Consider the following 18,668-nt stretch of genomic DNA (forward strand, 5'->3'; position numbering starts at 1 on the left):
TGGTTTGACTGTATCCCAGTCACTTGATGCCTGCGCGCATGAAGCTTTGCACGAACTGGCGCTGGAACAGCAGGAATGCAATAAGCAGCGGCCCTGAAGTCATCAGTGTGGCGGCGCAGATAGTCGACCATTCCACGCCCGATTCCACGCTGGAGAAAACCTGCAGGCCCACGGTGAGCGGACGCGACTGCACGCTGTTGGTGATGATCAGAGGCCAGAGAAAATTATTCCAGTGAAAGCTCACCGAAACCAGCGCAAATGCCGTGTAGACCGGCCTGGCCAGCGGTACGTAGACACGCCAGAGAATCTGCAGCGTGCTGGCACCTTCCACGCGCGCGGCTTCGTCCAGCTCGCGGGGTATGCCCATAAAGGTCTGGCGCAGCAAAAAGATGGCAAAGGCCGAGGCGAAATACGGCAGACCTATGCCCGCCAGAGTATCGACCGCTCCCAGCCCGGACATGGTCTGATAGTTCGCCACCAGCAGAATGTCCGGCATGATCATCAGCTGTATCAGCACCAGCGCAAACGCCACATTGCTGCCGTGAAAGCGCAAGCGTGCAAAGGCAAATGCAGCCAGCGTGGACAGCAGCAGTTGCACCGCCAGAATCAAGGCCACCAGCAAGATGGTGTTGAGAAAATAGCGCGCAAACGGCGCGGCTTCCCAGGCATGGCGGAAGTTCTGCAGCGTCCAGGGCGCGGACAGATCCAGGCGCGTGGACGCATCGGAGGGGTGAAACGCCGTCCAGACAGCATAGGCCAGCGGCAGCAGCCACAGCAGCGCCAGCGTCCAGGCGGCCAGGGTGTCCAGCCATGAAGCGCCATAAAAGCTCACGCCCTGGCTCTCCCGGGCGCTCCTGCGCCCCGGCAGAAATGAAGCAGCTGTCATTGATAGTGCACCTTTTTGTCCAGCACAAAGAACTGGAACAGTGCCACGGCAGCCAGCACCAAAACCAGCACCACGGTGATGGCCGCGGCATAGCCGGTGTCCCAGAATTTGAAGCCCACTTCGTAGAGGTGATAGAGCAGCAGCGTGGAGGCATTGTCCGGCCCGCCACGTGTGAGGATGAACACATGGTCCACGAGCCGGAAGGCATTGATCACGGCGTTGACCAGGATGAACAGCGTGGTCGGCATGAGCAGCGGCCACTGCACGCGGCGCAGGAAATACCAGCGCGATGCGCCTTCGATGACCGCTGCCTCCTTGAGGCTGGGGTTGAGCGTCTGCAGCGCGGCCAGATAGAAGATCATGAAAAAGCCGGCCTCCTTCCACACGGCCACCAGCGTGATGCAGGCCAGGGCCGTGGACGGATCGCCCAGCCAGTTGTGCGCGTCCAGGCCCAGTGCGCCGCGCAACTGCTCCAGCAGTCCGTACTGAGGCGTGTAGAAGAACAGCCAGATATTGGCCACGGCAATCATGGGCAGCACCGTGGGCGTGAAATAGGCCATGCGCAGCAAGGCCCGCCCCGCGAGCTTCTCGTTGACCCACAGCGCCATCAGCAAGGCCAGTCCCATGGACAGCGGAATGGTGGCAGCGGCAAACCAGAGGTTGTTTCGCACGGCCTGCCAGAACACGGGATCATCGACCATGAGCGCATAGTTTTCCAGCCCCACCCATTCGCCGGGCTGGCCGCCACGACCCGTGGCATGCAGGCTGTCGATCAACGTGGACAAGGCCGGCCAATGTGTAAAGCCCGACAGCAGCAGCAGCGCCGGCATGAGCAGCAGCCAGGCATGCACGGCCTGCTTTCGCGCTGCGGCCTGCGCCAGCCTGCGGGCGGCCCTGGATGGCAAGGGCGCAGACATGACGCCCTTGCCGGTTTCAAGAGCCGGACTGCTCATTACTTGTAGCGACGCAGAATGCGCTCGGATTCCTTCTGCGCCTCTTCCATGGCCTGGGCTGCGGTCTTGGTGCCGTTCAGGGCCGCCTGAATCGCATCGTTGAGCACCTTGGTCACACGCTGGTTCTCATGGGTGGAATACTCGGCCACCGACACCGGCAGTTGATCGCGCGCCACCAGTGCCTGGGGAAATTCCTGGCCGTACTTCTTGAGTGCGGGAGTCTCGTAGGCTGCAGGCGAGACAGCCACATAGCCGCTGTCCATGCTCCACTGCGCGGCACGCTCTGGCTGGGTCACCCATTTGGCAAACTCGAACGCAGCCTGCTGCTGCTGCCTGGGCGCATTCTTGAAGATGTAGAAATTGCCCCCGCCCGTGGGCGAGCCCTTGCGGACATTGCCGGCGATCTGGCCCACGCCGAAGTCGAACTTGGCATTGGCACGGATATTGGTGAGATTGCCCGTGGTCGTCACGATGATGGCGGCCTTCTTTTCCATGAAGTCCCTGGGCGTCGTGCCCCACTCCACCACACCTGCCGGGTGCACGCCGTCCTTGACCAGGCCGACCCAGAAGTTCAGCGCTTCCACCACCTTGGGGTGGTTGAGCATGACGCGGGTGCCGGACTCGTTGGCCAGCAGCACATCATTGGGCGTGGTCAGGGTCTGCAGCATCCAGTAGCCAAAGCCTGTGGACGGAATCTGGATGCCGTATTGCACGACCTTGCCGCTGGCGTCCTTCTTGGTCAGCTTGTGGGCTGCCTCCTTGAGTTCCTTCCAGTTCTGGGGCGCCTGGTCGGGGTTCAGGCCGGCCTCCTTGAAAGCTTCCTTGTTGTAGTACATCACCACGGTGGAGCGCTGAAAGGGCACGCCCCAGGTCTTGCCACCGGTCTGGCTGTTGGCCATGAAGGCCGGATAAAAGCCCTTGAGCCAGGCCTTGTCGGCATCGGTCTTCACGAAGTCGTCAATAGGCGCAATCGCGCCCTCGTCCATCAGCGTGAATATATCGGTGGACAGCAGCACCGAGGTCGCAGGCGCCTTGCCGGCCTTGTTCGCCGTCAGCGCCTTGACGATGGTTTCCTGGTAGGTGCCGGCATAGATGGGCGTGATCTTGTATTGCGGATGCGCCTTGTTGAAGTCCGCCGCATAACCATCTATCACCTTGGTGATGGGGCCACCCACGGCCACGGGGTAATAGAAAGGCACTTCCAACGGGGACTGCGCAAGAGCAGTGCCCGCCAGGCCGAGGCCGGCGGCAGCGGCGATCACGCCATGAACAAAGGTTTGACGACGCATGGGAATCTCTCCTCGGGAATTGCAGACAATGGAAAACACCGGCGGCTCAGGCTGCGGCCAGCAAGGAGCGAGCGGATTCCACCGCCTGCCCGCAAACATGAATGCGCCCGCCCTGCGCATCGAACCAATGCGAAGCCTGCTGCGGCCAGTACAGGATCACGCCTTGTCCAGGCCGCAGATCGGCATGGGCATGGCCGGGCACACGCGCCGTCAGCAGCTCGCTGCCCACCCGGCAGCGCAGCACCAGATCGGCACCCAGATATTCAAAGCCCTGCACGGTGGCCGGAATGCGGTTGCCCAGACCCTCGTGGCCGCTGTCGGCATCACCTGCCACGGCAATCACCTCGGGCCGCACGCCAAGCGCCTGCGGATAGGCGCTGCCAGCCACCAGATCCGGGGCCACGACCACATCGCTGCCTGCAATCCGGTTGCCCTGCAGGGCCACGATGTTCATGGCGGGCGTGCCGATAAAGCGCGCGGCAAACGTGGTTGCGGGCTTGGCATAGATCTCGCGCGGCCCGGCCGCCTGTTCCACCAGGCCCTTGTTGAGCAGCACCACCTGATCGGCCATGCTCATGGCCTCGGCCTGATCGTGGGTCACATAGACCACCGTGAGACCCAGACGCTGCTGCAGCTCGCGCAGCTCGGCGCGCATTTCCTGGCGCAGCTGGGCATCGAGATTGGATAGCGGCTCGTCCATCAGGCAGACCCTGGCCTGCGCCACCAGCGCACGGCCCAGCGCCACGCGTTGCTGCTGGCCGCCCGAGAGTTGCCCGGGCCGGCGCTCCAGCAGTGCCGTCAGCCCCAGCAGCTCGGCGGTTTGCTCAAGACGCTGCTCGCGCTCGGCCTTGCCAACCTTGCGCACCTGCAGACCGAACTGGATGTTGTCGGCCACGCTCAGATGCGGGAACAGCGCATAGTTCTGGAACACCATGGCAATGCCGCGCTCAGCGGGCGGCAGATGTGTGACGTCGCGACCATCGATGCGCACCGCCCCCGAAGTGGGAATGTCCAGCCCGGCAATCATGCGCAAGGTGGTGGATTTGCCGCAGCCCGAAGGGCCGAGCAAGACGCAAAACGAGCCTGGTTCAATGCGCAGATTCACGGCATGCAGGGCCGTGGCGTCACCCCAGGATTTGGCGACGTTCTCCAGCTCGATCAAAGACATCACACCAGTCTAGAAAGACTGGATGACAGTCACGTGTCAACCCGGATCCAACTAAATAAAAACAGGAGCTTCTGGCGCCTGCTATTGATTGATCTCAGATAGAAATGATCTTGAATCATCCTTTTTAAATGCGAAAGCAGCTTCTATATCCATAGCATCAGTGCATGAAAAAAGCCCCGACTGCTTGCGCAGACCGGGGCTTGTCGTACGGCCGGGAAACCGCTGAAGGCTTACTTGGGCATCACCACCTTGAGCTTGGCGTTGGGAATCTCGCCAAACATCTCGGGCGCATACAGCGCTTCGGCACGCGTGGGCGGCAGGGCGAATTCACCGGCGTTGTTCAGGCGCACGGTGTATTCGACCTTCGTCGTCCCTGCGGGCAGGTACTGGTAGTAGGCACGGTAGGACTCGAAGCTGCGCTCTTCGTAGGCCAGCCAGCCGGCCCCCTCCTGCTTCTCGCCCTTGGATGCGATCTCGGAATCGCGGCCCAGGCCGCCACCCAGAATGGTCGCCCCCGTGGGGACGGGATCGGTGATGGCCACCCAGGTCATATCGGTCTTGGCCTGCACCTCCAGCGTCACGCGCAGCACATCGCCGCGCGTGTACTGGCCGCCACCAAACATGCCCTTGTCCGCCTGCTCCACGGGCGTGACGGTCTTCTTGATGGTGTAGCCGGCGCTGAAAGGCGCCTTGAGGGCCACGGCCGCCACGGACTGCACGGTCAGCCAGGGCTTGCCCGTGCCTTGCTGCGTCACGCTCAGCTGGCCCTTGCCAGCCTTGGCCCAGGGCATGAACATGGTGTTGTTCATCAGGCCGCCGGCACGCACGGGCTCGCCGAAGACGCTGTTAGAGTGGGCCGTGCCCTGCGCATCCTCGGACGTGGCACGCCTGACCTCGGCCCAGTTCACCTTGGCCTCGTTGCCGTTCATGCTGGCCACGGTACTGCCGGCCACGGGCTCGGACTCGAACTTCTGCGAGAAGCGGCGCAGGGCCAGAGCTCCCCAGAGGTTGGCCGTGGTCGTGTTCCAGGCACCGGACTGCTGGCGTGCGATAAAGCCGCTGACCAGGCGCGGCATGTCTTCGGCCCATGCCGGGTCGTTGATGGTCGCGAGGATCAGGCGTGCCAGATTCACGTCAGGGCCCTGCATCAGCCACCACCAGCCATCGTCCTGATCGGTCGAGAAGCCGGCACGCGTGCCGTTGTAGGTCAGGCGGGCACGCAGAATCTGCATGGCCTGGGCCAGGCGCTCATCGCGCTGCGGCGCATCGCTCATGCGCTGCAGCAGCATCACCCAGTCGATGACCGTGTGCGTGGGCCACTGGTTGGGCGTGGCATTGATGCTGTCGAGCATGCGCGGCGTGGCCTTGCCCGACAGTGCCAGTGCAGCAATCGCCGCCAGCTTGCGCATTTCCAGATCCTTGCGCGGGCTCCAGAAGTTGCGCTGGATGCGGCCTTCCACAAACGCGATCAGGCCGTCCTCCATGCGCGCACGTTCGGCGGCAGGAATCACGAAGCGCTTGTCAACGCCCTGCGCCATGGCCGACAGGTTCAGCAGATGCGCGGTCAGCGTATCGCTGCCGCGGCTGACCGATCCGTCCTGGGGCGGGAAGTAGTTGGCCAGGCCGTCACCGTCCAGATAGTTGGGCAGCTGGGCCATGGTGCTGCCCCAGAGATCGGCGTTGTTCATGCCGACGGCCTTGCTGGTGGTCTGCTCCAGGCAGGAATAGGGGTAGCGGGCCCACCAGTCGCGCACGCCGGGCAGGCCTTCGGTCAGCTTGGGCACCAGCGACATCTGCAGACCACCGCGACCGGGCAGGGCATCGGCGGGCGGATTCACGGGCACGCTATAGCTGCCGTTGACCTGCACCAGCGTGGCCTGCTGCACCGACAGCGGCACGGCAGGCACGATGCGCTGGCTGATCTTGAGCGCATCCTGCGCTGCATCGGCGCCGCCAGCGGTGTCGCGCGCGGAAATCTCCCAGATCAGCGCCTCGGCACGCGTGCCGGAGAGCTGGGCCGGAGCCTTCACATCCCAGGCCACTTCACGCGCCTCGCCGGCGGGAATCTCCACGGTCTGGGCCTTGAGCTCCAGCATGGTGGCACGCGGCGTGACCTCCACCTTCATGGCCTTGGCCGAGGTGTTGCGCAGCGTGACCTGGGCGCGGAACTGATCGTCCTCGCGCACCAGGGGCGGCAGGCCGCTGATGATCTGCAGATCCTGCGTGGTGCGGATCGCCGCCTGGCCAGTGCCGAACAGGCTCACGCCCGCATCGGCCACGGCCACCACCTGGAAGGTGGTCAGGGCGTCGTTGAGCGGCACCTCGATCAGCGCCATGCCGTTGCCGTCCAGCACCACATCGGGCTTCCACAGCAGCAGGGTATCGAGCAGTTCGCGCGTAGGGCTGCGGCCACCGCCACCGCCCGCAGGCACGGCCTTCTTGCCGTAGTGGCGCCGGCCGATCACCTCCATCTGGGCCGTTGCCGTCTGCACGCCCCATTCGCGGCGCGTCAGCATGGCATCGAGCAAATTCCAGCTGCTGTTGGGCATCAGCTCCAGCAAGGCCTGGTCCACGGCCGCCAGCGCCACATGGGCACCTGCTGCAGGCTTGCCATCGGGCAGCGTGGCCTTGATGGTGACCTTGGCCGTGCCGCGCACCTTGTAGCTGGACTTGTCCGAGGAAACCTTGACGTCCAGGGTATTGCTCTTCAGGCCCACGCGAATTTCGGACATGCCGAAACGAAAGGCCGGCTTGGAGAGGTCCACCATGGAAGTCGGCGCGATGAATTCCTTGCCGTCATTCCAGAAGGCACGCCACCACTCCAGCGGCGACTTGAAGCCCCAGGTAAAGAAGCTATACCAGGGCACTTCCATCAGGCGGCCGCGCAGCGCCAGCACGCTGACATAGGCATTGGGGCCCCAGTTGTCTTCGATCTTGACGTCCACCGTGGGGTTGTCACCCGCCAGCTCCACCACCTGCGTGCTGACGATGCCTTCGCGCTCCACTGCCACCAGCGCCGTGGCGCGGCGGAAGGGCATGCGCACCTGAAAGCGCGCGGTCTCGCCGGGCTCATAGCTCTTGCGCTCGGACAGCACGTCCATGCGGTCATGGTCTTCGCCACCGAACCAGAGCTCGCCCTGGCCCGTGACCCACACCGAGGTCGCGGCCTGGCTGCTGCGGCCTTCCTTGTCGGCGGCCTTGACGATCAGCTCCACCTCGCCGGGCTGGGACAGCTGGGCCTCGCATTGAACAAGGCCATGGCTGTCGCTGGTGCCCGAGCACACGGTGCCCAGATTCTTGAGCGTGGTCTGGTTGTCGTAGCTGTAGAAGCCGCCCACCAGCCGCTTGCGGCTGGAGGTGGTGATGCGCGCCACGGCTTCGACCTTGACGGGCACGCCGGCCTGGGCCTTGCCTGCCGTATCCAGCGTCAGCGCCTGAAAGCGCAGCTTGCGGTCCACCGAGATCCAGTTCTCGGAGCGCACGCCGGCCACTACGGCAGCCGGCCAGATGGTGCGCGTGCTGCGCAGGGTCTGCACCTCGCCGTTCGGGTCGGCGTAGGTCGCCTCCATCAGCAACTCGCGCGGCTCGCCGGACTTGGGCAGCTTGTCGATAGCGACCTTGCCCAGACCGTTCTTGTCCAGCGTCACGGGAAGCTTGTCAGCCACGACCTTGGTGTCGTCGGCCGCCGTGCTTTCCTCGTCGTCGCTGCTGCCCACGTCCTGGGCACTGCGCGGCGGGTTGAAGCTGAAGCCGTCCCAGCCCGCGAAATCCAGCGATTTGGAGCGCAGCAGAGCCGACACCTTGACCGGCAGATTGGCGGCGGCGCCACCCGAGACATAGTTGATCTGCACTTCGGCAGGCACGCTGCTGACAGCGTAGAGCTGCTCCTTGCCGGCCGGGCCCACACGCCCCTCCATCACGGGAAGGCGGAACTCCTCGACACGGAAGATGCCCGTGCTGAAGCTGGAGCGACGGCCGCTGCCATTGGTGTAGCCCAGCTCCACCGCATATTCGCCGAGCTTGGCGGCCTTGGAGATGGGGAACTCGCTGCTCGCGCTGCCATTGGCATTCCAGCTCAGGGCCTGGGTAAAGCGCTGGCCACTGCCCAGATGGGTGATGGTCAGGCGGTCAGGCTTGTCCTGGGTCTGTTCAAAGCCCGTGGAGTTCTTGCCGGGGCCCGTCAGGGCACGCAGAAAGTGCTTCATGGACACGGTTTCGCCGGCACGGAACAGCATGCGGTCAAACACCGTATGCGCGACTTCGTCGCGCTTGCTGCTGGAGCTGGTCGGCACATTGAAGCGCCAGGACTCTATGCCCTTGTTCCAGTTGCTCCAGACAAAAGCCAGTTCCTCGCCAGCCTCGGTCTTGGCACGCGCACTCACGAAATAGGAGTTGCTGCGGTAGTAGCCGTCTTCGTTGCTGCAGGAAGGCGGATTGGGATTGAGGCCGTTGAAGGTCACCAGACCCTGGGCATCACTGACGGCCGAAGCAATCGCCTGACCGTTGCAGTCCGAGACCTGCACCGTGGCGCCTGGCACCACCTTGCCCTTGTCCAGCGTCGTCACCCAGGCCACGGAGTTCTCGCGCCCCAGCTTGAAGTGCACGGCCAGATTGGTCACCAGCACCGAAGTGCGCACATACATGGTGCGGCCCGCTCCATAGCCTTCGTCGAGCAGAGACTGGCCCAGCATGGGCGAGGCGATCTCCACTACCTGGAAGCCCGGGTTCAGCGGAATGCCGACGACCTCGAAGGGGCGCGGGTCGCTCTTGGCCGCCTTGGGCAGCTCCAGCGTCTGGGTCTGGCTCTGGCCGTCCAGCAGCGACAGCATGCGGGTCTGCACCCAGTGCTTGTCGTCATTGATGACAGGAGGCAAGATCTTTACATCACGCGCGGCGCGCTTGCGCTCCACGCTGTAGCTGTCATAGCGCTCGACCTTTTTGATCCAGGCGATGATGTCGGCGTCCGAGCCGCCCTTCTTGGTGCGCACCACGCTGGCGTCCAGCGACTTGCCCAGAAGCTGCGGCTCCACATTGCGCAGCGTCACGGGCAGCAGCGCCGGGCCCTTGGGGCCTTCGGCAAAGCGCTCGACGATGCCGAAGGGCGCGGCGGCAAACTTCACCAGCGGCGGCATATTGCCCGTGGCCGTGGCCAGCGGGAACATATTGGCATTGCTCAGCGTGCGACCCGCGGCATCCTTGAACTGCGGCGGCAGCTCCACCACATACTTGGTGTTTGGCTGCATGGTGGCGGGAAAGCTCACGCTGTCCACCAGCGAATCCTCGGCCAGCTTGTCGCCGTTCTGCTCGATGATGGGTGCCACGGCCGAGGCACCGCTCTTGAGGCGTATGCCTTCGATCAGCTTGCGCGGCACCGGCGCGCTGAATGACAGGCGCATGGGGCGGATCGGCAGGCAGGCGGCGTTGGCGTTCTCGCGCTCGCAGCTGAAGTCGGCGCTGAAGGGCTGGCGCACCTGGTACTCGTAGCGCTGCTCGTCCTTGCTGACCAGGCCATTGGCCATGGCCACGCCCTTGCCATAGACCAGGGTCATCTTGCTGCCCGAGGTCAGACGGCGGTTACAGGCCAGCACCACGAAGTTCTGCGGGTTCTTGGCCGCATCCTTGTCCCAGTGGCGCTGCTCGAGCACGGCCTCGCGGTCCTTGCCCTCGATCAGTTGCACGGGAATGCGCTCGCCCACACCTTCGGAGGTACACCAGACGCGCTGCTTGAGGCTGTCGACGGATGCCGCGCCCGTCAGGCGCAGAGCAAAGTACTGCTGCTCGTCCACCTCTTCATAGGTATCGGGCGCGATGCGGGCCACCTGCGGTCCGCCGGTCTGGAACTGATAGCTGGCTGCGCCCGTCAGGGCCGTACCCGCGACGCTCTTGAACTGAGGGTTGAGCTGGGCCGTGCAACGCACGCCGGCGGGCAGGTTCTGGGCAAAGTCGAAGACCCATTCCTTTTCGCTGTTCCAGCGCCCCGTGCCCTTGGCGGCCTGCGCATTGCTGCACTGCAGATTGACCGGCGCCGCGGCCTTGGGGTCGCCAAAGCGCACGGCTGCCCCATCGAACTGCACCACCACCTGGCCCACCTTGCTTACATCGCCCTGCGGGCTGAACTGGCGCACCCCCACGGCATGGGCCGCCGTGGCCGCCAGGCCCCATAACAGGCCTGCCTTGAGCAGCACGCGCCAGTGCGGCGCGATCTGCTCCCTCTTCCTTCCCTCTGCATAAGGCACAGTCATACAGTCACTTCCTTTTGGGGCCGGCGTGGCCGGCCCTGGCTGTTTGAATCTGAAGTCTGGAGTCAGCGACGCAGCAGTGCGGGACGGCAGAATGCAAAAAGCCCTGCCTCGCAAGTGAAGCAGGGCCTTGAGCAGGTGCCGCACGCGCGAAACTACTGCGGCTGGAAACCGCTGCGCTGAATGATACCGGCCCAAACCTTGGAATAGGCAGCCTCACGCTCCCCCAACTGGCGGGGATTCATGTATCCAACTGTAAGCCCCAACGCCGTCAGCTGCGCGTAGACGTCACGCTGCTTGAGCACATTGCCCACGGCTGCAGAAAAGCGCTCGACAAAGGCCTGGGGCACGCCCTTGGGCGCAAAAATGCCGTAGTAAGGCATGTCCTCGAAGCCCTTGATGCCCTGCTCCAGCAAGGTCGGCACTTCGGGCATGGAGGCCTGGCGCTTGGCGCCCAGCACGCCGATCACGCGCAGCTTGCCAGCCTTCTGGTTCTCCATGAAGTCGGGCACCGAGGCAATGCCGGCAGGAATCTGATTGCCCAGCATATCGGCCAGCAAGGGAGCGCTGCCGCGATACGGTGCTGCCACCAGATCGAGCTTGTAGTGGTCGGCCAGGATCTTGACCAGAAATTCGGGCGTCGAGGCCGGAGCCGGAATGCCGATGGTGCCGTTCTTGGCACTGCCCCTGGCCCAGGCCGCGTACTCGGCCAGATTCCTCACCGGCGTGTTGCTGGACACGGCCAGCGCATTCACGAAAGTGGCGACCCCGGCCACGGGAATGAAGTCCTGCTGCGGATCGAAGCCCGGCTTTTTCACGACCTTGGGCAGGATGGAGATGGTGTGGTCATGCGTGAGAAACAGCGTATGGCCATCGGCAGGCGAGGCCTTGAGCAGTTGCGCTGCAATCTGGCCGCCGGCGCCGGGACGATTCTCCACCAGCACCGTCACGCCGCCCAGTTCGTCCTTGAGCTTGTCGGCCAGCAGGCGCGCAATCGCATCCGAGCCACCGCCAGGCGGAAAGCCCACCAGAATGCGGATGGGCTGGCCCGACGAGGCCCAGGCCAGCGGGCCCAGGGCCGATGCTGCCACCGCTCCCGCACCGGCTTTCAGCAATTGACGACGAGATTGCGTCATGTGTTTTCTCCTTATGCTTTTTCCAGACTAACCAAAACAAAAGCGCCCGGCAAAGGGCGCTTTCAAGGCGTGAACGTTACGCCACAGTGCTTGAGTCCATCAGGCCAGACGAGCGTGGTGCTTGGCCAGTTGCGCACGCACCTGCGCCGGAGCCGTACCGCCCAGCGTGTTGCGGGCATTGAGCGAGCCTTCCAGACTCAGGGCCTCGAACACATCGGCCTCGATATTGGGGTTGAAGGCCTGCAGCTCGGCCAGCGGCAGCTCGGTCAGGTCCACGCCCTTCATGGTGGCCAGCTTCACGGCGTGAGCCACGGTTTCGTGGGCGTCACGGAAGGGCAGACCCTTCTTGACCAGATAGTCGGCCAGGTCGGTGGCCGTGGCATAGCCCTTCAGAGCTGCAGCGCGCATGTTCTCGGCATTCACGGTGATGCCGCCTTCCTTGACGCCGCTGGCGGGGTTGAGCTGGCCGCCAATCATCTCGGCGAAGATGCGCAGCGTGTCCTTGAGGGTGTCCACCGTGTCGAACAGCGGCTCCTTGTCTTCCTGGTTGTCCTTGTTGTAGGCCAGGGGCTGGCCCTTCATCAGCGTGATCAGGCCCATCAGATGACCGACCACGCGGCCGGTCTTGCCGCGTGCCAGCTCGGGCACATCGGGGTTCTTCTTCTGGGGCATGATGGACGAGCCGGTGGTGAAGCGATCGGCGATCTTGATGAAGCCGAAGTTCTGGCTCATCCAGATGATCAGCTCTTCCGACAGGCGGCTCACGTGCACCATGCACAGCGAGGCAGCAGCGGTGAACTCGATGGCGAAGTCGCGGTCGGACACGCCGTCCAGCGAGTTCTGGCTCACGCCTTCCATGCCCAGGGTCTTGGCCACGCGCTCGCGGTCCAGCGGGTAGGTGGTGCCGGCCAGGGCAGCAGAGCCCAGGGGCAGCACGTTGACGCGCTTGCGCACGTCCAGCATGCGCTCGGCATCGCGCTTGAACATTTCCACATAGGCCAGCATATGGTGGCCGAAGCTCACGGGCTGGGCCACTTGCAGATGGGTGAAACCGGGCAGGATCACATCCACATTCTTCGCGGCCACGTCGACCAGCGAACGTTGCAGCTCCTTGAGCAGGCCTTCGATCAGGTCGATCTCGCTGCGCAGCCACAGGCGCACGTCGGTGGCCACCTGGTCGTTGCGGCTGCGGCCGGTGTGCAGACGCTTGCCGGCATCGCCGACCAGTTGGGTCAGGCGCGCCTCGATGTTCAGGTGCACGTCCTCCAGATCCAGCTTCCACTCGAAAGTGCCGGCCTCGATCTCGGCCGTGATCTGCGCCATGCCCTTCTGGATGGAGGCGAAATCTTCGGCTGCAATGATCTTCTGGGCCGACAGCATTTCGGCGTGTGCCAGAGAGCCCTGGATGTCGGCCTGCCACATGCGCTTGTCAAAGAACACGCTGGAGGTGTAGCGCTTGACCAGGTCGCTCATGGGTTCGGAGAACAGGGCAGACCAGGCTTCGGCCTTGGAATCGAGCTGGTTGTGCGAAGGAGCAGATGTAGACATGTGAGGGCAACAATCCCGTAAAACCACAGGCCGCCCAATGCAGAAGTTTGGCGTGACGGCTGTGCAAAGCAGAAACAGGGATTTTATCGGCCTGACCCGGTGCCGGCGCCAGAGCACCCCAGAGCCATTGCCGGCCACTGCGACAAAGCACTGTTCGCGCCCCAAAAAATCACTAATCAATAGCACCATGTACTTGATGGATAAGGTCTGCAAGCCTTATTCACCCAAACCGGCAAATCCGGCTGCAGCCACCCGGTTTCTGGCTTGCGCGGACAATCACATCGTCCCCGTTCACTTCCCTCCCAGGCCGCTGCCCAAGCGGCTGACGCGCCTCCCGGCATGCATTCCCGCTCTTCCCTGATTTCCGGCCTCGGTTTTGCGCTGGCCGCCTGCGCGCTCTGGGGCGCGATTTTTCTCGTGCCGGCCATGCTGCCGGAGTTCTCGCCGCTGCAGATCACCTTTGGCCGCTTCGTGCTCTATGGCGTGGTGGCCTTATGCGTTTTTCTGCCTCGGGCCACCAGGCTGCTGCCCAGGCTGCAAGCGGCCGATATCCGGCATCTGGTCTGGCTGGCCCTGACGGGCAATGTGGTGTACTTTGCCCTGGTCGCCACGGCCGTGCAATGGATAGGCATGGCCGTGACCTCGCTGATCGTGGGCCTGGTTCCCGTCACCGTGCCGCTGCTGGGACGCAATACCCATGGCGCGCTTCCTCTGCGCCGCATGCTGGCGCCCATGGCACTGATCCTGACCGGCATCGTGCTCGTCAACGCCCATGCGCTGACCACAGGGCCCGAAGGCAGCCAGGGGCGCTATCTGCTGGGCGTGCTGATGGCCGTGCTGGCCATGCTCTGCTGGAGCCGCTACGCGCTGGACAACACCCGCTATCTGGCGCAAAGCCGCTTCAACGGCACGGAATGGTCCACGCTCTGGGGTCTGGTCGTCGGACTCATCAGCGCCTTGCTCTGGGCGCTGCTCTGGCTGGTATCGCCCGAGGCCAGCGGCGCTGGCAGCCCCGATATTCCAGCCCAGCGCTGGCAGCTGTTCTGGCTGTTGAACCTGGCCGTGGCCGTGCTCTCGTCCTGGCTGGGCAACTGGATGTGGAATGCCGCCAGCCAGCGCCTGCCCATCACCTTCGTGGGCCAGTTGCTGGTGTTCGAAACCCTGTTTGCCCTGGCCTACCACTTCCTCTACGAGCAGCGCCTGCCCCGGCTCGTCGAGCTGGCGCCCATGCTGCTGATTCTCGCAGGCCTGGTCTGGTCGCTCAGACGCTTTCAGGCCGCAGGCCGGGCTACTGCCTAGTTTTGAGTCAGCACAAACGCTGATGCATCAAACCGACAGATGCCGCGCGAATTGCAGCTGCACAGCGGCTGCTGGCCAATAATCACAGGACTTGCACAATTTCGAACCGGGCATGCATCCCTGTCGACAGGGATGCCCTTTGTGCTTTTTTCGCCCCAGTCTGCATCCAAGACAGCGCCCTGCTCCAGACCACCTGTGCCCATTTCACCGCTCATCGCCGCCACTCCCGCATCGGCCCGCACGGTCCTGGTGTTCGACGCCTGCAATGCCGGTGTGGTCCTGCGTGCCGTGCTGTTTGTACAGGTGGTTGTGAGCACGGCCGCCATCTATGGCGCGGACTCGTTCTGGGAGTGGTTTTCCAGCGCCGCCCTGCTCACCGGGGCTTGCCTGCCCGGTACCCTGGTCTGGCTGATAGCGGCCTGCAGCCTCAAGCACCAGTTGCAGCGCCTGGGCACGCGCGGCCAGTATCTGGCCGGCGTGCTGCTGGGTGCCCTCGCGGGGCTTTACGCCTGCGGCATGCTGCTCTTCATAGGCATAGCCAAAGTCCCCTGGCTGGCCAGTGCCGTCACGGGAGGCCTGCTGGCCGCGCTGCTCGTGACGGCACTGGTGCTGCGCGCGCGCGGCAACACGCCGGCGCAGACCCAGGCCCGTCTCACCGAGCTGCAGTCACGCATCAGACCGCATTTTCTGTTCAACACCCTCAACAGCGCGATTGCGCTGGTGCGTGCCGAACCCGCCAAGGCCGAGGCCTTGCTCGAGGACCTCAGCGACCTGTTTCGCTATGCGCTGGCCGAACCCCATCTGACCACCACGCTGGCCCAGGAGATAGAGTTGGCCCAGCGCTATCTGTCCATAGAGCAGGTTCGCTTTGGCGAGCGGCTGCAGATGCAGTGGCAGCTCGATGAAAGCGTGCATGGCGCGCTGCTGCCGCCGCTGCTGCTGCAGCCGCTGGTGGAGAACGCCATCCGTCATGGCGTGGAGCCCAATGCGCGCGGCGGCAAGCTGCAGGTCCGCACCGAAAGGCGCGGCAACGAGGCGCTGATCCAGATCATCAACACCTTGCCGCCGGCCAGCGCCGAGCATCAAAGCACGGGCCATGGCATGGCCCTGGACAATGTCAAGGCCAGGCTGTCGCTGCTGCACGATCTGCAAGGCAGCTTCAGCGCCAGGGTACGCGATGGGCTGTATGTGGTGCGCCTGAGCGTGCCTTTGCTGCAGACCGCCCCAAAACCGGGACAATCCCGCCATGCACATTCTGATCGTTGATGACGAAGCTCTGGCCCGCACCAGGCTGCGCACTCTGCTCGGCGACTGCGCACATGGCCCCCACCATATCCAGGAAGCCGCCGATGGCGAACAAGCCCTGCAGATGCTGCAGGCCGCACAGCCGGCCCCGGTGCAACTGGTGCTGCTGGACATCCACATGCCGGGCCACAACGGGCTGCGACTGGCAGCGGCTCTGGCCGAGCTGCCCAACCCGCCCGCCATCGTGTTCGTGACGGCGCATTCCAGCCATGCGCTACAGGCTTTCGAGCTCGATGCAGTGGACTATCTGACCAAGCCCGTACGCCTGGAGCGCCTGCAGCAATCGCTGCAAAAGGCCGAACGTGCGCTGAGCACGCGCAGCGTCGTGGACAGCGGCCCCGTGCTGCTGATCCAGGAGCGCGGCGGCACGCTGCGGCTGCCGCTGTCCGAGGTGCGCTTTCTCAAGGCCGAGCAGAAATACATCACCGTGCGCACCGTGCAGCGCAACTACATCCTCGACGGAGCGCTGGCCGATCTCGAAACCCGCCATGGCGAGCATCTGCTGCGCATACACCGCAACGCCCTGGTGCTGCGTGCGGCCTTGCGCGGCCTCGAGAAATATGACGACCCGCAGGAAGGCGAAGGCTGGGGTCTGCGCCTGCAGGGCGTGAGCGAGCTGCTGCCGGTATCGCGCCGCCAGCTGGCGGCGGTCAAGACCGAGCTCAAAGATATTTCCTGAATGAAAAAACCGGCTGGAAGCCGGTTTTTTTATCGACTGCAGTAGCAATCAATGTTCGTGCTTGTGCGCCGCTTCATGGGCAGCCGCGGGCGCGGGGGCGGGCTCGTGCGCATGCCCGACCTCGGCACCATGATCGTGGTCATGCTCGTGTCCATGGTTGTGCGCCGCGCCGCTCATCACCGTCACGATGACAATGCCCAGCAGCAGCCAGAAGACCTGGGCTGCGGTTTCCTTGGCGCTCAGGCGCTTTTGCAGCTGGGGAATCAGGTCGGCCAGCGCCACATAGATAAAGCTGCTCGACGCAATGACCAGGAAATATGGCAGCAGCTCGTGCAACTGTCCGATGAGGAAATAGCCGGCCACCCCGCCCAGCGTGGTCACGGCTCCTGCCATGGACACCTTGATCAGCGCCACGCGGCGATTGCTGCTGGATTGGCGCAGCACCACGATATCGCCCATGTGGTGGGGCACCTCGTGCGCCAGCACCGACAGAGCGGCAATCAGGCCCAGACGGATGTCGGCCACGAAAGCCGATGCAATCAGCACGCCATCGCCAAAGCAATGCACGCTGTCGCCCGTCAGAATGGCCCAGCCGCCCTTGCCATGGCTGTGAGCATGCGTATGCTCGCCATGCTCATGGCGGGTGTGACCATGCTGGTGATCGTGGCCATGACCGTGGTGCACGGGAACATGCTGGTGGGCGTCGCCATGCGAATGCTCATGGCCGTGGTGCCAGAGCTCGGCCTTGGACAGCAGAAAGAAAAACACCAGCCCGATCAGCAGCACCACGAACAGATCATGGGACTTGCCGTGGCTCTCGAACGCCTCGGGCAGCAAATGCATGAAGGCCGTGGCGAGCAAGGCTCCCGCCGCCAGGCTCAGCAAACGCTGGGGCATCAGCCCTGGCGTGCGCCCCCCTCCCAGACTCATCAACAACGCGGCCACCCAGACGCTGCCGATACCAGCAGCCAGGGTGGCCAGAATAATTGCTACCAATGTCATAGCTTTATATGGCTTAACCGCAACCTTTTACAGGCGAATCCTGGGGATTTTCGCAGAATGCGCGGTCCAACGCGGCCCGCTTGCGACTATCCCCATACCGTCAGCCCCGGATGCACATGACGTGCATGGCATGCCGGGACTTCTTTCACCTTAGCAAAGCTGTCAAGCCCCCCGAGCCGAAAATTTCGGCGCATGAGGCATCAGGCCACGCCATGCTGATTGAACCAGGTCAGCATGCGCGTCCAGCCGTCCTGCGCGGCCTGCTCGCGGTAGCTGGGACGGTAGTCGGCATGGAAGGCATGGGGCGCATCGGGGAAGATCACGAACTCCGAGGCCCTGGCCGCGGCAGAGCCGGTCTTGAGCGCTGCCTTCATGGCTTCGACCGACTCAAGCGGAATGCCGGTGTCCTTGCCGCCGTACAGGCCCAGCACCGGAGCCTTGAGCTGCCCCACCAGTTCCAGCGGATAGCTGGGCTGCAAATCGTTCTTGTTGCCCTGCAGCCGCCCGTACCAGGCCACGCCGGCCTTGAGCGGCGCATGCGCCGCATAGAGCCAGGTGATGCGCCCGCCCCAGCAAAAGCCGGTGATGGCCAGCTTCTTCACATCGCCGCCCTGCGTACCCGCCCATTGCACGGCCGCGTCCAGATCGCCCATGACCTGGGCATCGGGTACCTTGGCGATCACCTCGCTCATGAGCTTGGCCATCTCGGCATAGGCCATGGGGTCGCCCTGGCGCACAAACAGGTCGGGCGCTATCGCCAGATAGCCGGCACGAGCCAGGCGGCGGCAGGTGTCGGCAATGTATTCGTGCACGCCGAAGATTTCGGAGATCACCAGCACCACGGGCAGATTCTGCCTGCCCGCAGGCATGGCCCGGTAGACCGGCAGCTTGAAGCCTTTGACATCGATGCTGACCTCACCTGCCGTCAGGCCGTCGACCGGAGTCTTGATGGCCGTCTGTGCCATGACCGGGCCGGAGGCGCAGGCATAGCCCACGCCCAGGCCGGCCCCCAGGGCCGTGCGCAAGGCCGCGCGGCGGCTGGGCTGGGCATCGGCGTGACCGCCGAGCAGCCCCTGCATATCCTGAGCGATGTCTTCGTACTTCATGGATCCTCCTTGGGTTGATGGAATCTCAAGCCAGCCCGGCTCGCGCAGCAAGCCGGGC

General features: G+C 64.1%; 12 protein-coding genes. 3 read left to right on the forward strand and 9 right to left on the reverse strand.

Features of this window, described 5'->3' with window-relative positions; translation table 11 throughout:
• Positions 1–19 precede the first annotated feature (19 nt).
• The 7 genes from Cth01_RS01355 to argH all read right to left on the reverse strand — a co-directional run bounded on the left by Cth01_RS01355 (position 20) and on the right by argH (position 13,219).
• Positions 20–886, reverse strand: a complete 867-nt coding sequence (locus tag Cth01_RS01355; RefSeq protein WP_045838348.1) for a carbohydrate ABC transporter permease — start codon at positions 884–886, stop codon at positions 20–22.
• Positions 883–1,839 (reverse strand): carbohydrate ABC transporter permease, encoded by a 957-nt coding sequence (locus tag Cth01_RS01360; protein ID WP_233425094.1) that lies wholly within the window; start codon positions 1,837–1,839, stop codon positions 883–885. Before Cth01_RS01360 ends, Cth01_RS01355 begins: the two co-directional genes overlap by 4 nt.
• Complete coding sequence (locus Cth01_RS01365; protein ID WP_045838349.1) at positions 1,839–3,128, reverse strand: ABC transporter substrate-binding protein; 1,290 nt, start codon at positions 3,126–3,128, stop codon at positions 1,839–1,841. The genes Cth01_RS01360 and Cth01_RS01365 overlap by 1 nt, the downstream gene beginning before the upstream one ends.
• Positions 3,129–3,174: 46 nt before the next feature.
• The gene (locus Cth01_RS01370; RefSeq protein ID WP_045838350.1) at positions 3,175–4,296 is read right to left on the reverse strand and encodes an ABC transporter ATP-binding protein; all 1,122 of its coding nucleotides are present in this window, start codon (positions 4,294–4,296) and stop codon (positions 3,175–3,177) included.
• Positions 4,297–4,526: 230 nt separating this feature from the next.
• The gene (locus Cth01_RS01375) at positions 4,527–10,538 is read right to left on the reverse strand and encodes an alpha-2-macroglobulin family protein (RefSeq protein ID WP_045838351.1); all 6,012 of its coding nucleotides are present in this window, start codon (positions 10,536–10,538) and stop codon (positions 4,527–4,529) included.
• A 152-nt stretch (positions 10,539–10,690) separates the two neighbouring features.
• Positions 10,691–11,671, reverse strand: a complete 981-nt coding sequence (locus Cth01_RS01380) for a Bug family tripartite tricarboxylate transporter substrate binding protein (RefSeq protein ID WP_045838352.1) — start codon at positions 11,669–11,671, stop codon at positions 10,691–10,693.
• Positions 11,672–11,770: 99 nt separating this feature from the next.
• Positions 11,771–13,219, reverse strand: a complete 1,449-nt coding sequence (gene argH / locus Cth01_RS01385) for an argininosuccinate lyase (RefSeq protein ID WP_034353260.1) — start codon at positions 13,217–13,219, stop codon at positions 11,771–11,773.
• 339 nt (positions 13,220–13,558) lie between these two features.
• Between argH and Cth01_RS01390 the strand changes: the two genes are divergently transcribed.
• From Cth01_RS01390 to Cth01_RS01400, 3 genes are all read left to right on the forward strand, one after another.
• On the forward strand, positions 13,559–14,518 hold the full coding sequence (locus tag Cth01_RS01390; protein WP_045838353.1) for a DMT family transporter: 960 nt from the start codon (positions 13,559–13,561) through the stop codon (positions 14,516–14,518).
• Positions 14,519–14,713: 195 nt separating this feature from the next.
• On the forward strand, positions 14,714–15,784 hold the full coding sequence (locus tag Cth01_RS01395; RefSeq protein ID WP_045838388.1) for a sensor histidine kinase: 1,071 nt from the start codon (positions 14,714–14,716) through the stop codon (positions 15,782–15,784).
• Positions 15,765–16,502 carry a LytR/AlgR family response regulator transcription factor gene (locus Cth01_RS01400; protein ID WP_034378633.1) on the forward strand — a complete coding sequence of 246 codons (738 nt, stop codon included), beginning with the start codon at positions 15,765–15,767 and terminating at the stop codon, positions 16,500–16,502. Before Cth01_RS01395 ends, Cth01_RS01400 begins: the two co-directional genes overlap by 20 nt.
• Before the next feature lie 48 nt (positions 16,503–16,550).
• Here Cth01_RS01400 and Cth01_RS01405 read toward each other — a convergent pair whose 3' ends face one another.
• Positions 16,551–17,504 carry a ZIP family metal transporter gene (locus tag Cth01_RS01405; RefSeq protein ID WP_045838354.1) on the reverse strand — a complete coding sequence of 318 codons (954 nt, stop codon included), beginning with the start codon at positions 17,502–17,504 and terminating at the stop codon, positions 16,551–16,553.
• Between the two features lie 200 nt (positions 17,505–17,704).
• On the reverse strand, positions 17,705–18,610 hold the full coding sequence (locus tag Cth01_RS01410; RefSeq protein WP_045838355.1) for a dienelactone hydrolase family protein: 906 nt from the start codon (positions 18,608–18,610) through the stop codon (positions 17,705–17,707).
• Positions 18,611–18,668: the final 58 nt, after the last annotated feature.

This window comes from Comamonas thiooxydans, assembly GCF_000964545.1.
GTDB lineage: Bacteria > Pseudomonadota > Gammaproteobacteria > Burkholderiales > Burkholderiaceae_C > Comamonas > Comamonas thiooxydans.

Excerpts from the sequence above, each read along its gene's own strand:
- Cth01_RS01355 (WP_045838348.1), bottom strand. The coding sequence starts at position 886 with ATGACAGCTGCTTCATTTCTGCCGGGGCGCAGGAGCGCCCGGGAGAGC.
- Cth01_RS01360 (WP_233425094.1), bottom strand. The coding sequence starts at position 1,839 with ATGAGCAGTCCGGCTCTTGAAACCGGCAAGGGCGTCATGTCTGCGCCC.
- Cth01_RS01365 (WP_045838349.1), bottom strand. The coding sequence starts at position 3,128 with ATGCGTCGTCAAACCTTTGTTCATGGCGTGATCGCCGCTGCCGCCGGC.
- Cth01_RS01370 (WP_045838350.1), bottom strand. The coding sequence starts at position 4,296 with ATGTCTTTGATCGAGCTGGAGAACGTCGCCAAATCCTGGGGTGACGCC.
- Cth01_RS01375 (WP_045838351.1), bottom strand. The coding sequence starts at position 10,538 with ATGACTGTGCCTTATGCAGAGGGAAGGAAGAGGGAGCAGATCGCGCCG.
- Cth01_RS01380 (WP_045838352.1), bottom strand. The coding sequence starts at position 11,671 with ATGACGCAATCTCGTCGTCAATTGCTGAAAGCCGGTGCGGGAGCGGTG.
- argH (WP_034353260.1), bottom strand. The coding sequence starts at position 13,219 with ATGTCTACATCTGCTCCTTCGCACAACCAGCTCGATTCCAAGGCCGAA.
- Cth01_RS01390 (WP_045838353.1), top strand. The coding sequence starts at position 13,559 with ATGCATTCCCGCTCTTCCCTGATTTCCGGCCTCGGTTTTGCGCTGGCC.
- Cth01_RS01400 (WP_034378633.1), top strand. The coding sequence starts at position 15,765 with ATGCACATTCTGATCGTTGATGACGAAGCTCTGGCCCGCACCAGGCTG.
- Cth01_RS01405 (WP_045838354.1), bottom strand. The coding sequence starts at position 17,504 with ATGACATTGGTAGCAATTATTCTGGCCACCCTGGCTGCTGGTATCGGC.
- Cth01_RS01410 (WP_045838355.1), bottom strand. The coding sequence starts at position 18,610 with ATGAAGTACGAAGACATCGCTCAGGATATGCAGGGGCTGCTCGGCGGT.